The sequence below is a fragment of the Salinivibrio sp. IB643 genome (assembly GCF_001996105.1).
GTDB classification, from domain to species: domain Bacteria; phylum Pseudomonadota; class Gammaproteobacteria; order Enterobacterales; family Vibrionaceae; genus Salinivibrio; species Salinivibrio costicola.
Window position 1 is genome coordinate 100,988 of record NZ_MUFF01000007.1, and the last position, 19,376, is coordinate 120,363.

15 protein-coding genes and 1 pseudogene are annotated in these 19,376 nt (G+C 49.0%); 9 read left to right on the forward strand and 7 right to left on the reverse strand.

Annotation, left to right across the window (positions count from 1 at the left end):
- Positions 1-3: 3 nt before the first annotated feature.
- From BZG77_RS05455 to BZG77_RS05480, 6 genes are read right to left on the reverse strand one after another with little or no spacing between them, the layout of a single operon-like run.
- Positions 4-633, reverse strand: a complete 630-nt coding sequence (locus tag BZG77_RS05455) for an energy transducer TonB (protein ID WP_077646494.1) — start codon at positions 631-633, stop codon at positions 4-6.
- A gap of 3 nt (positions 634-636) precedes the next feature.
- The gene (locus BZG77_RS05460) at positions 637-1,044 is read right to left on the reverse strand and encodes an ExbD/TolR family protein (RefSeq protein ID WP_069361944.1); all 408 of its coding nucleotides are present in this window, start codon (positions 1,042-1,044) and stop codon (positions 637-639) included.
- 19 nt (positions 1,045-1,063) lie between these two features.
- A complete protein-coding gene (locus BZG77_RS05465) occupies positions 1,064-1,594 on the reverse strand; it encodes a MotA/TolQ/ExbB proton channel family protein (protein ID WP_069361943.1) in 531 nt (176 codons plus the stop codon).
- A 9-nt stretch (positions 1,595-1,603) separates the two neighbouring features.
- Positions 1,604-2,956 carry a MotA/TolQ/ExbB proton channel family protein gene (locus BZG77_RS05470; protein WP_077646495.1) on the reverse strand — a complete coding sequence of 451 codons (1,353 nt, stop codon included), beginning with the start codon at positions 2,954-2,956 and terminating at the stop codon, positions 1,604-1,606.
- A 2-nt stretch (positions 2,957-2,958) separates the two neighbouring features.
- Positions 2,959-3,720 carry a DUF3450 domain-containing protein gene (locus BZG77_RS05475; protein ID WP_077646496.1) on the reverse strand — a complete coding sequence of 254 codons (762 nt, stop codon included), beginning with the start codon at positions 3,718-3,720 and terminating at the stop codon, positions 2,959-2,961.
- 58 nt (positions 3,721-3,778) lie between these two features.
- Positions 3,779-6,289 carry a TonB-dependent receptor gene (locus tag BZG77_RS05480; RefSeq protein WP_077646497.1) on the reverse strand — a complete coding sequence of 837 codons (2,511 nt, stop codon included), beginning with the start codon at positions 6,287-6,289 and terminating at the stop codon, positions 3,779-3,781.
- A gap of 836 nt (positions 6,290-7,125) precedes the next feature.
- On the opposite strand from BZG77_RS05480, the gene BZG77_RS05485 reads away from it, so the two are divergent.
- The 7 genes and pseudogenes from BZG77_RS05485 (at position 7,126) to BZG77_RS05515 (ending at position 16,515) form a co-directional block, all read left to right on the forward strand.
- Positions 7,126-8,151 carry an ABC transporter permease gene (locus BZG77_RS05485; protein WP_025744376.1) on the forward strand — a complete coding sequence of 342 codons (1,026 nt, stop codon included), beginning with the start codon at positions 7,126-7,128 and terminating at the stop codon, positions 8,149-8,151.
- A gap of 1 nt (position 8,152) precedes the next feature.
- Positions 8,153-9,196: an ABC transporter permease gene (locus tag BZG77_RS05490; protein ID WP_077461495.1), complete on the forward strand. Its 1,044-nt coding sequence runs from the start codon at positions 8,153-8,155 to the stop codon at positions 9,194-9,196.
- Positions 9,197-9,262: 66 nt separating this feature from the next.
- On the forward strand, positions 9,263-11,089 hold the full coding sequence (locus BZG77_RS05495; RefSeq protein ID WP_077646498.1) for an extracellular solute-binding protein: 1,827 nt from the start codon (positions 9,263-9,265) through the stop codon (positions 11,087-11,089).
- 8 nt (positions 11,090-11,097) lie between these two features.
- A complete protein-coding gene (locus BZG77_RS05500; protein ID WP_077646499.1) occupies positions 11,098-11,964 on the forward strand; it encodes an ABC transporter ATP-binding protein in 867 nt (288 codons plus the stop codon).
- Between the two features lie 15 nt (positions 11,965-11,979).
- Complete coding sequence (locus tag BZG77_RS05505; protein WP_077646500.1) at positions 11,980-12,837, forward strand: ABC transporter ATP-binding protein; 858 nt, start codon at positions 11,980-11,982, stop codon at positions 12,835-12,837.
- Positions 12,838-12,915: 78 nt separating this feature from the next.
- Positions 12,916-13,122: pseudogene (locus BZG77_RS14910) on the forward strand (hypothetical protein); the annotation flags it as partial.
- A gap of 252 nt (positions 13,123-13,374) precedes the next feature.
- On the forward strand, positions 13,375-16,515 hold the full coding sequence (locus BZG77_RS05515) for a DUF3427 domain-containing protein (protein ID WP_077646502.1): 3,141 nt from the start codon (positions 13,375-13,377) through the stop codon (positions 16,513-16,515).
- A 324-nt stretch (positions 16,516-16,839) separates the two neighbouring features.
- Here the strand turns inward: BZG77_RS05515 and BZG77_RS05520 are convergent, their stop codons facing one another.
- A complete protein-coding gene (locus BZG77_RS05520; RefSeq protein WP_077646503.1) occupies positions 16,840-17,703 on the reverse strand; it encodes a YicC/YloC family endoribonuclease in 864 nt (287 codons plus the stop codon).
- 161 nt (positions 17,704-17,864) lie between these two features.
- On the opposite strand from BZG77_RS05520, the gene rph reads away from it, so the two are divergent.
- Both rph and pyrE read left to right on the forward strand, forming a co-directional pair.
- Complete coding sequence (gene rph, locus BZG77_RS05525) at positions 17,865-18,581, forward strand: ribonuclease PH (protein WP_025744385.1); 717 nt, start codon at positions 17,865-17,867, stop codon at positions 18,579-18,581.
- A gap of 109 nt (positions 18,582-18,690) precedes the next feature.
- Positions 18,691-19,332, forward strand: coding sequence for an orotate phosphoribosyltransferase (gene pyrE, locus BZG77_RS05530; RefSeq protein ID WP_077461505.1), 642 nt, complete (start codon positions 18,691-18,693; stop codon positions 19,330-19,332).
- Positions 19,333-19,376 lie beyond the last annotated feature (44 nt).

The window sequence follows — 19,376 nt, forward strand, 5'->3', positions numbered from 1 at the left end:
ATCCTAGTTAATTGAAAACTCTATTTCTTGAGAAAGTCGAGCTTTAACGGGGGCGCCGTCCACTACTTTAGGTTKAAAGCGCCATTGCTTAACGGTTTTTTGCGCCGCGCGGCGAAGTCCCATGCGGCGCGGATCTTCTTTGAGCACCGCCACGTTTTCGACGCCGCCTTGCTCATTCACCGTAAACTCAAGCAATACTGTGCCTTTTTCTAGCCCAGCGCGTGCCGCTTTACGTGGCATTTGCGGTAAGAAGGTGGCAAGCGGTGTCGGCCCTTGGTTGCCGCTCACTCCGCCGCCGCCTTGGCTGTAATGCCCCAGCACCGATCCGCCACTGACATTGACGGGTAAATCCAGGTCAGGCATATCTAAATCTACCTGGTCCATTTGCGGCTTCACCGTTGATGTCACTTTCATTTCCGGTGGTGGTGGTGGCTTTTTCGGCGGTTTCGGCTTAGGAAGCTCACGCTTTTTCTCTTTAACCGTTTCTTCGGGTTTGATCCGTACAAATTCGATGATTCGCTGATCGTCATCAGAAGCTAGCTCATGGCGTTCTTTGTTGACAATTTTATCCATGCCCCAAAAAAGCCCCAGCGAGACGAACAGCGCGATCACTATTGACGCCAAATAACGCATACGCTAGTCCTTGCTTTTCGCTGCAATCGAGATGCTATCGACTCCGGCCATCTTAATTTGATCCATCACATCGACAACCACACCCGCACTGGCCTCTTGATCGGCTTGGATAACAACCGCGCCCTCTGGGCTCTCCGCTCGTAAACGCTCAATATTGGCGCGTACGGCATCAACATCGACGCGGCGTTTGTCCACCCATACATCGCCAGCAGGACCAACCGCAACCATGATGTTGCCTTTGCTGACTGTTTGTGCGGTATTGGCACTGGGGCGATTGACGTCTATCCCAGCCTCTTTCACAAATGAGGTGGTGACGATAAAAAAGATCAGCATGATAAAAACGATATCCAACATGGGAGTCATGTCGATTGCCGCTTCTTCATTGCCTTCATTGCTATAACGTCGTTTCATATCGCTACCTTAAATCCTTTTACGAGGTAACATGCTTAAGCTTATCTTCAAGCTTGCGCGTGGATAATTTGGCGAGGTGATCCAGCCGGGTACTAAAAAACAGCCCTGATAAAGAGGCAACCATGCCCGCTAACGTCGGGATAGTGGCTTTGGAAATCCCTGAAGCCATTGCTCGTGGGCTGCCTGTGCCTACCACGGCTAACGTATCAAAGACGTGAATCATCCCTACCACGGTGCCAAGTAAGCCCAATAAAGGACACATGGCGATCAGTACTTTGACAATAGGCAGTCCGCGCTTGTTTTCAATATCACGTTGGGAGACTAGCTCCTCACGGATCCGCTTAGACGCCCAGCTTTTATGGTCCTTGCGTTGTTGCCACTGTGTGACGACCGACTTGGCCGCGCGTGGTGCCACAAAAATAAAGTAAAACCAACGCTCCAATAATGCACACCATAGAAAGACACTCAGGATAAAAATGGCGACGAGGACATCGCCGCCCATACCGAGAAAGTGTCGAATCGACTCTAGTTCAGAGAGTATCCATTGCATGACATCTCCTTAGCTTTCAGCGGTGTGAAGCTTTTCCTGGTAACGCGCAATAAAGCCAGCGCTTTGCTCTTCAAGCGTTTGAACCAGTCGACGGCCTTTGCTGTGGACAAAGGTGTAGAGGAACAACAAAGGAATCGCAACGACAAGGCCAAGCATGGTAGTCACCAAGGCTTCGGAAATGCCGCCAGCCATCAGTTTAGGGTCGCCCGTACCAAATAGGGTGATCGCCTGGAAGGTCCCAATCATCCCCATTACTGTACCGAGTAGGCCGAGTAGCGGTGCCACCGATGCAAATAACTTGATCGATCCGATAAAGCGCTCAATTTTTGGAGCATTGCGCATGATGATCTCGTCTAGTTTGGCTTCTAGATCTTCGAGACTGGCACCTTGGTGCTCTTTATAGGCCGTGATCACTTCACCCAGCGGGTTGCTACCAATCGCTTCTTCACTTTTCTTCTGCTTGCGCATTTTGTTACCAATGACGGATAGACGCAGATAGCAGAGCAGGGCAATCAGCAAGCCGACAGCACCCATGGCGAGAATGATATAACCGACAATCCCGCCTTGATCGATACGTTCTTGAACGTTTGGACTTTGCACCAGTAAGGACAGAATCACCCCGCGTGATGGGTCGATATGTAAGGGGGCATAGTCACTTGAGGCAGATTCAAACGCGGCAACATTAGAGAGAATTGTACCTGCGGGTTGGCGCGCTAACTCTTCAAACTTGCCGGTTTCTGGCTCATAAGTCAGGTATTTACCATTGGCAATGGCATTAAACTCACCAATCAAAGTGACATCATCTTGGGCTTCACTGCCTTCGCCGTACACCACAGTGGCCGGTACGGTCGAGGTGTCACCTGAGACGATCATCTGCTCCATAATGATCTGCCAAAACTGCTCGAGTTCGGTAATCGACGGCAGCTCTTTACTTTCAGCAAGTTTAGTTAGCAGTGCTTCCCGCTCAGGAAATTGCACCGCGTTTTGAGAGGCGCTGAATAAGCCGTTAAATTCGCCGGAGAACTGGCGAACGACGCCAAACATCTCACCGAGTGATCCCGAGCGTTGGCGCAGGGTCTCACTAAGCTCGGTGAGGGTTTTGTCATTGGTATCAAAGGTCGCTTTGAGATCTTCACCTCGTTGCGATTCGAAGGCGAGATCTTGTTTGGCTTTGGCCAATAGCGCCGCTTGGTTGTCTTTATCGGCTAAAAACGCGGCTTCACGTTCGCGGTTTTGTTGCGATTCGGTGACGCGTTCGCTTTTAACTTGGTTGAGTAGCTCATCCAAGGTATTGGCTTGCACGTGGCTTAGCGATAACGCGACCGCGGCAATCCCTGCAAATAGATACTTGATTCCTTTCATGATTACTTCTCCCCTGTAAAGACAGGTAGCTCGATCAATGCGGGTGGCGCTTGTTTTTTCGCAATCCGCAGCCCTTGCGTAATTGCATCACTGTAGCCTTCGGGTAAGGCTTCCCATTGATTAGTTTGCTTATTCCACATGCCGGTTTCGGCACCATCGGGCGATTGGAAGAACAGTGCCGTTCGACCTATGCGAAGAAAGTCATAGGTTTTGGTGTCACCATTACGTGCCATGCTGGCTTTGTAGGCCTCAATGTTACGTGAGAAGCCCTCTTCAATTTGGTAAGCCTCGAGCACGCGACGGAATTTTTCTGATGTGGTGACATCCGCGCGGTCCATCATCTCGTGGAGGCTGGCAATCCGTTTTTCCCGTTCGTCTAATTGGAAAGGTAAATCGAGCTGCACAAACTGATCGAGTGAATCAATCATCTTGAGTGTCAGCGGCACGATTTCCATCGCGGTTTGATCAATTTGGTCAATTTGCTTTTCCAATGACGCGAGCTCGTTATTTTGCGAGCTCACCATTCGTTCAAGCTGGTTGTTATATACCCGCATGCTATCGAGCTGACGCAGTACGGCTTTGTACTCGGCCAGCATGCTGTCGGTTTGTTCGCTGTATTGATCAATTTTTTGTTGCGATGCTTGCCCTGCGTTATTTTTACTTTCTACCGCTGACACCACGTCATCGGTAGAGGTAGCCATCGCAAACGAGCTCGTCAGCAACAGAGAACTGAGAATGGCGTTATTTAATCCCTTACGTACCATATCCGTTACCTGTTAATTGTGGAGAAATAAGGCGCGGCGAGGCCGCGCCAGGTTTGAGTTAGAAGTTGTACGTTAAATCCATATACATGAATCGGCCAACATTGCTATGAACCGCAAAGTTATAGCCATCGCTGCTGTTATAGAAAGGTGCTAATTCATTAGTCACATTATTAACACCAACGGCGATATCGAAGTTTTCAACTCCTGAATATTTAAACTGAGAATCCCAAGTCGTAAAGCTATCAATTTCTTTAAATGAGTCAGTTTTACGTGTTTCGAGAGCGTCGAAACTGTGCGTGTAATTAAGTACATTGACTAACTTGATATCACCTTGCGTCCACGCCAGTGTCGCGTTCCCTTTAAAGCGAGGGCCGCCGCCTTGTACGCCTCCCGTATCCTTACCTGCTGTTTCTGATAAAACACCATTGGTATCAGACACTTTAAAGGAATCGATATAGCTCCCTTGGAGCCCCATACCAAACGACCCCATCTCTTGGGTGTCAAACATATAGTCAATATTGCCATCAACACCTTGGACTTGTTGTTTCGCTAAGTTTAAATAGCCATTTTGAATGCGGACTATATTTCCAGCGGCGTCTCTCTCAACAAGGTCACTTCCGTTGTCGACAAGATCTTGACTAGATAACGACCCGATTTTATCGGTATTGGTGATACGATAAAAATCGGCACCCAAGGATAAGTTTTCTAATGGCTCAACAACCACACCAAAGTTAAACGATTCGGACTTTTCAGCATCTAGGTTTTGATTACCTGAAAATATAACTTCGCGTTGCTCAAATCCCTTGTTTCCATCCTTAACGAATTGTAGTGAGGTTGAGGAGCTGTGAATTTCTGGCAAGGTCGGTGCTTTAAAGCCTTCACTGTACGAGCCGCGAAAGACCACTATATCGCTAGGTTGATAGCGCACTGAGACTTTAGGGCTAAAGGCATTACCAAAGTCGTCATAGTGCTCAAACCGACCGGCAAGTTGCACTTCAATGTCTTCATGGACAGGGAGCATGAACTCGGTATAAGCAGCGGAGACAGTACGGTCGCCTTCATAAGATGTTGAGCCTGAGCCAATGACTTGGCTGGCATTTGGATCGGGATTGTCTTCTGCCGATTCGTAGCGTAACTCAACACCGAGTGCCGCTTGAATATCGCCACTGTCCAGCGCGTAGACAGGGAGACTCATATCTGCATTGAAAAAGCCAATCTCCGATTTGCCATCTCGTTTAGTAGACATCACTGCGGGCGCAACAGATGCCGCAGAATTTTTATCTGTGAATGGGTTGTAGGTTCCATTATCAATCAACTGCTGAAATACAGTTTGGTTAATGCTGCCAGAGCTGATGGTTTCTGTTTCAGTGATATGATAACCAACGTCAGTGTTCCAGCTTGCTTCACGATCAAACAATGAAGTATAGCCCTCAGCCCCCGTAACAAATCGCCATGAATCTGTAGTTGTTTCGTTGACTCGATTGGGTGCTGCGGTTATGCGATGGCCAATTTTGACATCTTCACCGTAAGTGTTGTTACTATTTGAACTGGACACAGTGATTGCATCATCACCGCGGTGCGATACTGGTGTTGGTGCCGAGACTGTAGTAGTTTGCACGCGGTTATAGGCTGCCTCAAAAAACGTGCTAGTATCTATGGAGAGATCGTGATTAACAGCAGTGATAACGCTGATTCGATCGCTTTCTGGGACCATTATAACTTCAGATGCAAAATCATATTTACAATCTTTGGTAAAATCTGAACAGAGATCGTCCAATTTATTACCATCGATATCATACACGGTACCGGGCACACCCATGCTCGATCGCCAATCATATCCCCCACGCGAGCTTAAATCTGCCGATGCGGTATTCTTGCGGTCTTCTCGAGCAATTGAACCTTTGCTTACGAGATTTACCGAGAACATGATATTGGTATCGTCTGTTACATTTTTACCGCCAGTGATGGTTGCAGAAAGCTCTTCACCATCTTTTTCTGATGTGATGCCTGTTTTTGTCTTTAACTCCAGCCCTTCATAATCCTTCTTAAGAATGACGTTAATAACGCCTGCAATGGCATCTGACCCATATAAAGCAGACGCGCCGTCTTTAAGCACATCAATGCGCTCAACAGCTGACAATGGAATACTGTTTAGGTCGACAAAAGTATCGGTAAGGTTTTGGCCAAATGCATAGTTGGCGATACGCCGTCCATTAAGCAGCACGAGCGTTCTACTTGGACCCAAACCACGCAAAGATACGCCGGAGGTACCGGCCGCGAAGCTATTGGTGAAACTATTACCGTAACTGCCGCTGCCGTTTTGAGGCAGCCCGCGCAGAACGTCATCAACACTCGTCGCGCCCATCTCGGCGATATCTTCACTCGTATAGATATCAACAGGGCTGGGACCTTCCAGCGAGGTTGTTGCGATCCGCGATCCCGTGACTTTCAGCTTCTGCAGCTCTTGTGCTTGTTCTTGAGACTCGTCCGCGATGGCGGTTGAGGCGAATGTGACTGATCCCACTGCCAGACCAATGGCAACAGACAGTGCCGTTGTTCTTATCTTCATCCTTAATTGCTCCCTGTCATTTGACTATTTCGCCAGCGCGTATCCCCAGTACTGCTCTTATCCCTGAGCGCGTGACAGCCAGATATACCGAATGTTTCGTCTAGGCGTCAAACAAGTGACAGCGACACCCTCTATCCGCGCTGTCACGGTTAATTTCGTTTATTTTGGTGTTTTGTTTTAATTTTTAGCGTATAAGCATGTCTATATAACTAGTCTTCTTTTTATTGTTAGATAATTGTTTCATGTGGTGCAGGATGAGTGTGCTGGGCTTTACGGTAAGTGGATATGCTGGTGATGAATGAATTTAAAGAATATACAACTATTTAACATTGTTGGGTTTGTTGCCGCATAATCTATCTAATGCGTGCATCGGTAATAGTGGCGTTCATACGTTCAGCGGAAAAGTAGTGATTCCAGATTTAAACTGACACTGGTTAACAAAAAAAACGACATTAGCTAAAAAAATGACATTGATTTGGCAACTGTATCTATAGCGTCTACGCAAATTTATGCGCCTTTTTTGCGTAAACTTCTAGAGCAAAAKCTCAATTGATGAGTTTGTCATATTCTGTAATTTTATTGTCATGTGAATGAATGTTGTTTTTTTTGATTTGTAAGTGCCTGCTATCGAAAGAGAAAAAAAATCAGGCCACACGGATATGGACCGTTGATCGTGGTGATAAATCAAGATAAATATAGAAACCTTAAGTATCATGTGTCATGAGGGGTGAGCCCCACGATGCCTAGGATGGCACTGACAACTCGATACCATAGACTAATAAAGCGGCTCGTTAAGATGTCGTTGAGTCTAGACAGTCAACAGGGAGTAGTGGACTATGCTGTCGTACTTTATACGTCGGTTTCTTTTAGTGATACCGACGTTTCTTGGGATCACCATTTTGATTTTCGGTATCACGCGCCTTGTGCCTGGCGGGCCGGTTGAGCGAATGATGACCCAAATGCAAGCACAAGGTGATGGCGGCTCGAGCTTGCAACGTGCAGGAGATAGCTCGGCCTTGTCGGAAGCGCAAATGGACGATTTGCGCGCCTTTTATGGTCTCGATAAACCCGTCGTTGAAGCCTATATGGATTGGTTAGGAAAGTTGGCCAATTTTGATTTAGGTGAGTCGACGCGCTATTACGAGCCGGTCGCGGATATGATTGCCGAGCGCCTGCCGGTGTCGCTGTTTTATGGCGGGATGACCTTCTTTATCAGTTATTTTATCTCCCTTCCGCTTGGCTATTACAAAGCCCTCAAGCACGGCTCGGTGTTTGATTCATCCTCCTCAGTACTTATCTTTATTGGTTTTGCCCTGCCGGGTTACGTGGTGGGGGTCTTGCTGATCACCTTATTTAGCTATCACCTCGAATGGTTCCCGATGGGGGGCTTTGTGGGCGATGCTTACTACGACGCGACCAGTTTTTGGGAACGCGCCAAAGATGTGATGTGGCATGCGGTACTGCCGCTGATTTGTTATCTGATTGGTGATTTTGCCACTTTGACCATGACGATGAAAAACAACCTGATGGAAAACCTCTCCGCGGATTATATCCGCACCGCCATTGCCAAAGGGTTACCGTTCCGCTCGGCGGTGCGCAAACATGCGCTGCGCAACAGCTTGATCCCGATTGCTAGCCATTTTGGCAACTCGTTGTTGTTCTTTATGACCGGTGCATTTTTGATTGAGGTGATTTTTAACATCAACGGCATTGGTTTGCTCGGCTATGAATCGATTATGGAGCGTGACTATCCGGTGGTGATGGGGATTGTTGCCATCAATGCGCTATTACTGCTGGCGGGCAATATCATCTCTGATATCTGTGTTGCCTTGATTGACCCTCGCGTGAAGTTTGGATCTTGATATGTTGACGATTAGCCCTTTAACTCAAAAGAAAATCCGCAGTTTTAAGCAAATTAAACGTGGTTACTGGTCGTTTATGATCTTGACCACCATGTTGGTGCTGTCGCTATTTGCCGAGCTGTTGATCAACAGTAAAGCGTTAATGGTCAAATACGACGGCAACTATTACTTCCCTGTGATGAGCGATGTGTATTTAGCGCGCGACTTTGGCCAAGTAGGCACCAGCGAAGTCAATTATCGTCAGCTCGATAAAGCTTTCGAGGCACAAAGTGGCGACAATTATGTAGTCATGCCTCTGGTGCCGTGGAACCCGCTTGAGCAAGACTTTAGTGGCGACTTTCCGCCCACGGCGCCAAGTGCCGCAGACAAGCATTATCTCGGTACTGATGATATCGGCCGCGACATTCTCGCCCGCTTGGTATACGGCTTTCGTATTGCCATGGGCTTTGCGTTACTGACCATGGCTGCGTCTTATGCGATTGGCACCGCCGTGGGCTGTGCGATGGGATTTTGGGGCGGTAAGTTTGATTTGTTTTTCCAACGCTTTATCGAGGTTTGGTCGATGGTGCCGTTTTTGTACGTGATCATGATTCTAGTCTCGATTCTCCAACCCACGTTTGCCCTGTTCGTCGCGATTAATGTGCTATTCGGCTGGATGGCGATTACCTGGTATATGCGCACCATGACGTACAAAGAATCGTCGCGTGATTATGTGATGGCGGCGCGTGCATTGGGTGCCTCTACTAGCCGGATCCTGTTTCGCCATATTTTGCCCAACACCATGGTGATGATTGTGACCTTGGCGCCCTTTACCATCGCCCTCAATATTACCGCGTTAACGGCGCTGGATTATCTCGGTTTGGGGCTGATGCCACCGACGCCAAGTTGGGGCGAGCTGTTACAGCAAGGTAAATCAAATCTGGATGCGCCATGGATTGTTGCCTCTGTGGTGTCGTCTCTGGTGTTGGTGTTGGTGATGGTGACCTTTATTGGGGAAGCGGTCCGAGCCGCGTTTGATCCRAAAAAGTTCACCCGTTATGACTGATTTTAAATACAACCAACAATTTTTAAATATAACAAGCAATGTGTGCATCAAGATAAGGACATCACGATGAAAAAACTGATCCTTGCTACCTCCGTTTCCTTGTTTAGCCTCAGCGGCTGGGCGGCGGAATTGCCTGCAAATCTCAATTGGCAAACTAACTGGGATGCCCCCAAAATCGGCTCTCCCGACGCCAAGCGCGGCGGTACACTGCGTACCCATTTGCAGAGTTTTCCGCAGACATTACGCACTGTGGGGCCGGATTCAAACTCAGGCCTGCGCAGTTACTTTCTTGATGAAATGCCCTCACTGGTAAAGCGCCACCCAGATACACTGGAATGGATCCCGGATTTGGCCAACGAGTGGGCATTTAGTGACGACAACAAAACCATCTATTTTAAGCTTAACCCAGAAGCGACTTGGTCAGATGGCGAACCAATGACCGCCGATGATTTTGTGTTTATGATGCAGTTTTATCGCTCTAAAGACATTGTTGCCCCTTGGTATAACGACTATTACACCAACACCATTGGTAGCGTGGAGAAAATCGACGCCCATACTGTGGCCATATCGAGTGCAGTAGAGAAAAACCAAGAAGAATTAATGTATACCTTAGGAAGCTTAATTCCGCGCCCTGCGCATTTTTACGCTAATCCGCGCAAAGATGAAAACCAAGACGGCATTGCTGATGACTATGTGCGCCGCTATAACTTTAAGGCCGAGCCCACCATGGGGCCTTATGAGCTGGGCCGTGTGCAAAAAGGACGCCGACTCACCTTTAATCATGTAGACGATTGGTGGGGTTATACCAACCCCTATTACCAAAATCGTTACAATGTTGAGCGTATTCGAATGCGCGTGATCCGCGATAACGACATTGCCATGAAGCATTTTGAAAAGGGCAATTTGGATGTGTTCGATTTGGTTCTTCCAGATATCTGGCATGAAAAAACCCAATCTGAACCTTATAAAAAAGGCTATATCACCAAGTTCTGGGGGTATAACGAAGTGCCGGTTGGCGCGGGCGGTTTGTGGATGAACTCGGCCATGCCAATGCTGGATGATATCAATGTACGCAAAGGGATTCTCTATGCCACCGATTTTGACGGCATGATTGAAAAAATCACCCGTGGCGATTACTCGCGTAAACCGCATGCAATGGGCTTTGGTCATGGTGAATACGACAATGATGGTGCAACACCGCCAGCGTTTGATCCTAAAAAAGCGATCAGCCATTTCGAACAAGCCGGCTTTGACCAGGTTGGTGCCGATGGTATTCGCGTCAATGACAAAGGCGAGCGTTTAAGCTTCGCGATTACTTATGGGTATCAGCAGCACACACCACGCATTGCTTACTTAAAAGAGCAGGCCAAGCAAGCAGGGCTGGAATTTACTATTAACTTGGTCGATGGCTCATCGGCGTTTAAATACGTACTCGAGAAAAAGCATCAGTTGGCCTTTCTTAATATGGGTACCTCGGAAATTCCGGCCTATTGGGAGTACTTCCACTCGGATAACGCTAATAAAACGCAAACAAACAACCACTCTAACTACAGCTCACCGGCATTGGATAAGCTGATCATGGCCTATAAAAGCGAGTTTGATACGGCGAAAAAGTATCAGCTGTCGCATCAAATCCGCGCCAAAATCTCAGAAGCCAGTGTGATTGTACCGGGGTACATGGTGCCCTATGTGCGTCAAGGTTTTTGGCGTTATGTGCAAATCCCAGATAACGCGATGACCAAGCGYACCGAAAACATGGTCACCAGCGGCCGCGTGATGGGCTTTGGCACCTTCTGGATTGATGAAGAGATGAAAGACGCCACCGAAGAGGCCATGGACGACGATAAAGCCTTTGAGCCGGTGACCATCATTGATGACAGATACAAGCTGTAGAGGCGCTTATGACCCAGGATGTCATTCTTTCGGTTAAGGATTTGACCGTTAATTTTACCACTGACGATGGCCCCCGTGAGGTACTTCACGGGGTGAGCTTTGAAGTAAAAGCCGGGCGCACGCTCGGCTTGGTCGGCGAGTCGGGCAGTGGCAAAAGTGTTACTGCGATGTCAATTATGGGCTTGCTGCCTAAACCCTATGGGCAAGTGACCGGCGGCGAGATTCTGTATCGCGGGACAGACTTGGTGACCTTGCCCGCCAAAGAGCGCTATGCAATGCGCGGTAATCGGATCTCGATTATCTTTCAAGACCCAATGACGGCGCTGAACCCTGTGCATACCATTGGTCGGCAAATCAATGAAGTCTTGATGTTGCACCGCCCGGAGCTGGATAAAAGAGCCCGGTATGCCTGCGCATTGGATATGATGAACAAGGTAAAAATCCCACTGCCTGAAAAGCGTCTCAATGAGTATCCGCACAACCTGTCTGGTGGGATGCGCCAACGGGTCATGATTGCCATGGCACTGGCCTGTAAGCCCGATATCTTGATATGTGATGAGCCAACCACCGCCCTAGATGTGACGGTGCAGGCCTCGATTTTGGACTTGATTAACGAGCTGCAAGAAGAAACCGGCATGGCGGTGATTTTTATCACCCACGATCTGGGCGTGGTCGCCGAGGTGTGTGACGACGTGGCGGTGATGTACGATGGCCAAATTCGCGAACGGGCCGATATTTTTACTTTATTTGACAACCCCGCCCATCCGTATACCAAGCGTTTGCTGGGGTTAATGCCGGGGCGTACTCACCAACCCAAGCAGATGATTGATATTCGCCCGTTGGAAGACTTTGATGCAGCGCCATCATCGACATAGTTGCAGGAGAACGCGATGAGCAAGGAAGTCCTCAGAGTAGAAAATCTGAAGCAGTATTTTGTCTCCGGCAAAGGCCTGCTTCGTCAAGGCTACACCATTAAAGCCGTCGATGGCGTATCGTTGTCGGTGTCACAAGGTGAAACACTTGGGCTGGTGGGGGAGTCGGGGTGTGGCAAAAGTACCCTGGGTCGTACCATACTCAAGTTGTTTGAACCCACCGAGGGTAAGATCTTCTTTGAAGGTAAAGACATCACCCCGTTGTCGCCACGTCAGATGCGGTCACTGCGTAAAGACATGCAGATTGTCTTTCAAGACCCGCTCGAGTCGCTCAACCAGCGTCATACCATCGGCGGGATCTTAGAAGAGCCCTTTATTATTCACAATGTTGGTACCGCGAAAGAGCGTCGCCAATGGGTGCTTGAGCTGTTGGATAAAGTCGGCTTGCCCCACGATGCGGTAAACCGCTACCCGCATGAGTTTTCGGGCGGTCAGCGGCAGCGGATTGGTATTGCCCGGGCGATCGCCCTCAAACCGAAACTGCTAATTTGTGACGAGTCGGTCTCCGCTTTGGATGTGTCGGTGCAGGCACAAATTCTTAATCTGTTGTTGAAACTCCAGCAAGAGATGAACTTGGCGATGATTTTTATCTCGCACGACTTATCGGTGGTCCGTCATATCTCCGATAAGGTGGCGGTGATGTACTTTGGTCATGTGGTGGAAGAAGGGCCGACCGAAACCGTCTACCACCAGCCGCAGCACGAGTACACCCAAACGCTACTCTCTGCCATTCCGATCACCCATCCTAAATACCGCAAACACAAGCGCCGTGCCGAGCAACCGGTGGCCGAAAAAAAGCCTGAAGCGGTGAGTTAAGTACACGCCCAGGCCCCTCTGGTAAAAATGAGGTAACCCCCAGTAGTTGGATATCCAACATCGGGGGTGCTTCATCAGCAAAAGCTTGAGCTGACTGGGCAAATTTCCTTTCGCCAATTGCTGTTGCTTTGGCAGACTCTAGACTCATTGGATAGGCTTTATCAGCTCACCCAGCCGCATAAAGAGCGCGTCACTGCGTCCTTTGATCAGCGGTTTAAGCGGTTTGTGGCAGCTAATAGCCGTCGTAAAGCATTGTTAAATCGCTTGAGTGATTTGCTTAAATGATTGGGTCCACCCCAGGCAGACCCAGTGTTGTTAGCAAAAAATATCGTTGAATTTTGATTGGTTGAAAGCCTTTATGCCCGCCTTTAGGTCTACACATTGTTACCTGTGAAGTCACTTTGTGTAGACCTCAGACGAGAGTGTGACTTAACTCTTTGTTGCTATTGTTTGAAAAGTATAGAAAAGTGATCCTTTCATAACGCCTACAATCCGTGGTTTGTAAGGTGATGCAGGCTTATAGCGTGGAAGGAAAAAATGCAGCAGATCGGAATTTACGAGCAGCTGGTAACGCAGCTTATTGAGAGCCGTATTGATCGAGAGCGATTCTATGTTGGCGAGCGGACGCTTACCAGCAACGAGGCGTCAGTTTGGTTGTCTCGCTTTTTATCGCATGTTTTGCACCATGTGCTCGACGCCGTGCCTGCCAGTGACGATCGCCTAGCGCAGCAAATCACACTATCCAACCAATTCTTGTTGTGGCTGAAAACCCAGATCCACGATAAAGACATTATCGACGATAATTTGCTCGCGAGTCAGGGTAAAATCCTGACGGCCCTTTATGAGTTTGAAAACCCGATAGCATCTGATTTAGCGCGCTATGTGCAAGATATTTTCCCACTCACCGGCTTAACGCAAAGTGAGCTTTTTTGTGGCAGTAATGCGGGTCTTTCATTGGAGTCAGAGCTGAAAAGAGAGATTTTATCCGCAGACAAAATCTATTGGTTGGTATCATTCATCAAGTGGGCGGGGATAAGAATTTTTCGTAAAGAGCTGGAAGAATTTACCCGCAGTGGTCGCGAGTTAAAGGTCATCACTACGTCATACATGGGCGCGACAGACGCGAAAGCGGTGGAGTATTTAGCCAGTCTACCCAATACCGAGGTGAAGTTAAGCTACAATACCGAGCGTGAACGTCTGCATGCAAAAAGCTATTTGTTTTTACGCGAGACCGGCTATCACACCGGTTATATCGGGTCTTCAAACCTTTCACATTCTGCACTGACGAATGGGTTGGAGTGGAACCTTAAAATCACCTCGCAAGAAATCCCCCATATTATCAATAAATCACTCAGCACTTTTGAAACGTATTGGGCGTCGAATGAATTTGAGCGGTTTGACGGAGATGTAAAAAGTACCGACAAACTGAATCAGGCCCTTCGGCAGCAGCGTGGTGGCGAAGAAGATGGTACTACGTTTTTCTTCGATCTCTCTCCTTTCCCACACCAACATGAAATTCTGGAGCAGCTGACGGTTGAGCGTCAGACGCATCAGCGCTTTCGCAATTTAGTGGTGGCGGCAACAGGGACAGGTAAGACACTGATTTCTGCGTTTGATTTTGCCCGTTTTTTGAAAATCCACCCTGATGCCAACTTTTTATTTGTRGCTCATCGTGAAGAAATCCTTAAGCAGGCGCGCGCGGCTTATCGGGGAGTATTACGCAACAGCTCCTTTGGTGAGCTGTGGGTCGGTGGTCACACGCCAGATCATTACCGCCAGTTGTTTGTCTCGATTCAAACATTGAACAACCAGCTCGATACGCTCAACTTGACGGCCGATTACTATGACTACATTGTGATTGATGAAGTGCATCATATTGCCGCGAGCAGTTATCGAGCGGTTTTGCACTACTTTTCACCGTCAATACTACTGGGCCTGACGGCGACACCCGAGCGTCACGATGGCGGCGATATTCTCGCGGATTTTGGTGGCGTTATTGCGGCTGAGATTCGGTTGCCAGAGGCGATTAATCGTCGTCATCTTTGCCCATTCCAATATTTTGGTATTGATGATGATACCGATCTGAGGACCATTCCTTGGCAGCGTGGCCGCTATGATATTGCACAGCTGACTAACCTCTATACCTCCAACCAAGCCCGGGTGGATAAGATATTACTCAGCATGAACGAGATCATCACGGATCTTAGCCGTATGAAAGCACTCGCTTTTTGTGTGAGTAAAGAACACGCTCAATACATGGCTCAACAGTTTTCACTGCAAGGGCTTAAGGCGGATGTGTTGACTAGCGACAATCGGCATGAACGCCAGCGAAAGCAGCAATCGCTGCGCGCCGGTGAGATCAATGTGCTTTGTGTGGTTGATATTTTCAACGAGGGGATCGATATCCCTGAAGTAGATACCTTATTGTTTCTGCGTCCCACCGAGAGTTTAACCATTTTCCTTCAGCAGCTAGGCCGCGGTTTACGGTTAGCCGAGGGCAAAGAGTGCTGCACCGTCCTCGACTTTGTCGGTCATTCGCGTCCCGAGTATGACTTTGCAAACAAGTTTCGGGCGCTGGTGGGTAAGAGCGCTCGAGCGATTAACCATGAGATTGAACAAGGCTTCCCCCATGCGCCTTTGGGCTGTCGAATTGAGCTTACTAAGCGCACCCAAGAAATGGTATTGGATAACATTAGCAAAGCGTCGTTAAAGCTAAGGCCCTTAGTGGCAATGGTTCGGCAATATCCTCAGCACACCCATCTGCCGCTGACGCTTGCGAACTTTCTAACCTTGTATCCGCATATTGATTTGAACGAACTATACAAGCGAGGCTGCTGGTCAGAATTGGTGTTCAAAGCAGATCTACAGATCAATGATGCTTCTGTTGATGAAAGTGCACTTAAAACAATCAAGAAGGCGATTTTTCAGCGGATTTTAACCACTGATGATCATGCGTATCTACAGTTTTTAAAGCAGCTTTGCCAAACAGACTTTGCGCCTGATACGGGTAACGAACGGCATCGACTCATGTGCCATTATGATGTTTGGCAACAAACAGGGCCAGCTCTTGGCTTTTCATCCATTACGCAAAGCTTTGCCGCGTTAAGGCGGCTGGGCATCAAAGCAGAATTAATGGATGTGTTGGACTGGAAACTGTCACAAACCAAGCACGAGCAGTTAAGGATGGACGATTTGCCTGATGTGCCATTGCGACTTCATGCTCGATATGCGCGTGAGCAAATTCTAGTTGGGTTTGGCGCTACCACGTTGGAGCGGCAGCCACCTGCACGAGAGGGGCTCTATGCGCTTAAAGATCAAAACATCGAACTGTTATTTGTCACCTTGGATAAAAATGAAAAGCAATTTTCCCCGACGACCATGTATCACGATTATGCGATTAACGCGTCACGCTTTCACTGGCAGTCGCAAAACAGCTCGCGCCCTGATAAAGGCCGCGGCAAAGATTACATTCAACATCAAAAGATAGGGAAGCGCCTGTTTTTGTTTGTACGTGAGCAAACTAAAGATGAATTCGGGCGTACCATGGGGTTTGTGAATTTTGGCGAAGTGAATTATATCTCACACACCGGCTCTCAGCCGATGGATATTACGTGGGAGCTAGCCACTCCGATGCCAAACTTTATGTGGCAGCAAGCGGCGAAGCTGGCGGTAGGCTAGGGGATGGCGAATCTTTTGTAGACACTGGTTGGATGAATAATGTGGGAGGGTAGAGCAAGCTATGACTGAGAATATGTGGGCATTGATTGGGCTCTGGCTATTTTTTACTGCGGTATTCGCGTGGTGCGGGCTCAGCCTAAAAATCCAAAAAATGAGTCAAAACAGTGAAAAGCGGGATAACACAAGCAGTTAATACAGATTTGCTTTACCGCTCCCGCAAAGGGGCCTACTCGCATAACGCTATAGGCGATACAAAACAACCCGACATGTAGAGCCGAGCTGTCTTTATATGACTGATAGTTAAGCGCCGCGAACCGCTATTGATCACTCAATATTCTGGATCTGCTCGCGCATTTGTTCGATGAGCACTTTGAGCTCGACGCCGGAGGCGGTGATTTCGGTGCTGATCGATTTGGAGGCGAGGGTGTTGGCTTCGCGGTTGAACTCTTGCATCATAAAGTCCAAGCGTCGGCCGCAGGCGCCGCCTTTTTTGAGGATTTTGCGCGCTTCTGAAACGTGTGAGTCGAGGCGGTCTAACTCTTCGGCCACATCGACTTTTTGTGCCAGCATCACCATTTCTTGCTCAACGCGAGCTGGGTCGAGCTCTACTTTGGCTTCTTCAAAACGTGTGGTTAAACGTTCACGCTGCCACTCAATCACGGTGGGCATTTTTTCGCGCACTTTGATCACTTCAGCGCTAATCGCATCCAATCGCTGCTCAATCAGCACTTTCATGTTGTCGCCTTCGCTGGCCCGGGCCGCCACAAAAGCCTCTAGCCCTTCATCTAAACCGGCGAGTAATACACGGTGCAACTCATCGGTATCTTGCTCCGGCGCTTCCATCACGCCCGGCCAGTTTAATACCTGAAACGGGTTAATGTTGCCTTCGCCCGCGGTATCCTTGACCCACTGTGCGGCGTCAATGACTTGTTTGGCCAAGCCTTCGTTGATGGTGAGTTTGTCTTGGCTTGCCTGGGAGGTGTCAAAACGCAGGTTACATTCCACTTTGCCGCGGGCGAGGCGCTTACGGAAACGCTCGCGCACTACAGGCTCGAGGCTACGTAACTGCTCAGGCATGCGGATATAGGTTTCAAGGTAGCGTTGGTTGACGGAGCGGATTTCCCAAACCGCGTTGCCCCAATCGCCCTTGAGTTCTTGTCGCGCGTAGGCGGTCATACTGTGGATCATGTGTACCTGCTTTTGTGTGCTAAGAGTGAATAATGAAGAGTATACGCATCTGCTCTTCTTGCGTCAGCTGTCTTGGTCTGTTGGGCGGACAGGGATCGCAAGCGGGCGGAGAAACACGTATAATCGCGTCCACATTCTGTCAGTCAATGAAGGTAACTTGCATGCGCCCAAGTGGAAGAGCACTCGACCAAATTCGTCCCGTTAGCTTTACCCGCGGTTTCACGGCCCACGCAGAAGGCTCTGTGTTGGTATGCTTTGGTGATACCAAGGTGATTTGTAATGCCACGATCGAAGAGGGCGTGCCACGCTTTTTGAAAGGCAAGGGCCAAGGTTGGGTGACCGCCGAGTATGGCATGTTGCCACGTGCGACCCACACCCGTAATCGCCGTGAAGCGTCAAACGGTAAGCAGGGTGGCCGCACGGTAGAAATCCAACGTTTGATTGGCCGCAGTTTGCGCGCCGCGGTCGATTTAAAAGCATTGGGTGAGCGCACCATTACGGTTGACTGTGATGTGATTCAAGCCGACGGCGGCACACGTACGGCGTCTATTTCGGGGGCGAGTGTGGCACTGGCGGACGCGCTTAATGCGTTAGTGCGTAACGGCAAGCTTGCTGCGAATCCAATGCGTGGCCACGTGGCTGCGGTGTCGGTGGGCATTTATCAACAAACGCCGATTTGCGATCTCGAGTATGTGGAAGACTCAGCGGCAGATACCGACATGAATGTGGTGATGCTCGAAGATGGCCGCATGATTGAGGTGCAAGGCACGGCAGAAGCTGAGCCGTTTACGCCCGATGAGCTCAATGCCATGTTGGCACTGGCCAGTAAGGGCATTGATGACATTGTCGTCGCGCAAAAATCGGCCCTGGCCGAATAATCCTATTGCAATGGCTCCCATCTTGGGGGCTATTTTTTTATCTATTAACCTGAGATGGGCGCGCGTCGCGAACGCCCGATAATAATCACAGACAGCAAGAGAGGACTGCATGAAAGCCTATCAGCGCCAGTTTATTGAGTTTGCCCTTGAGCGGCAGGTTTTGAAGTTTGGCGAATTTACCCTGAAGTCGGGGCGTAAGAGCCCGTACTTTTTTAATGCGGGGTTGTTTAATACCGGGCGCGATTTGGCAAAACTGGGTGAATTTTATGCCGCGGCGTTGATGGATGCAGGCATAGATTATGATGTGCTGTTTGGCCCGGCGTATAAAGGGATCCCCATTGCGACCACCACAGCGGTGGCGCTCGCGGCGCATCATGATGTGGATACGCCATATTGTTTTAACCGCAAAGAGGCTAAAGACCACGGCGAAGGTGGCAACTTGGTAGGCAGTGCACTCGCAGGTCGAGTAATGTTAGTGGACGATGTGATTACCGCCGGCACCGCGATTCGCGAGTCCATGACACTGATTCAGGCGCAAGGCGCACAACTGGCGGGTGTCTTGGTGGCAATTGATCGCCAAGAGCGCGGCCAAGGTGAGTTATCGGCGATCCAAGAAGTGGAGCGTGACTTTGGTTGCCAAGTCGTCTCTATCATTAGTTTGTCTGACTTAGTCGCTTACTTAGAACAAAGCCAAGCGGATCCGGCGCAGTTAGCCGCGGTGAAAGGGTACCAAGCGAACTACGGCATTTAAGCAACGTGCATGCAGCTGGCTAGCGTTATAGATGTAGCCAGTTG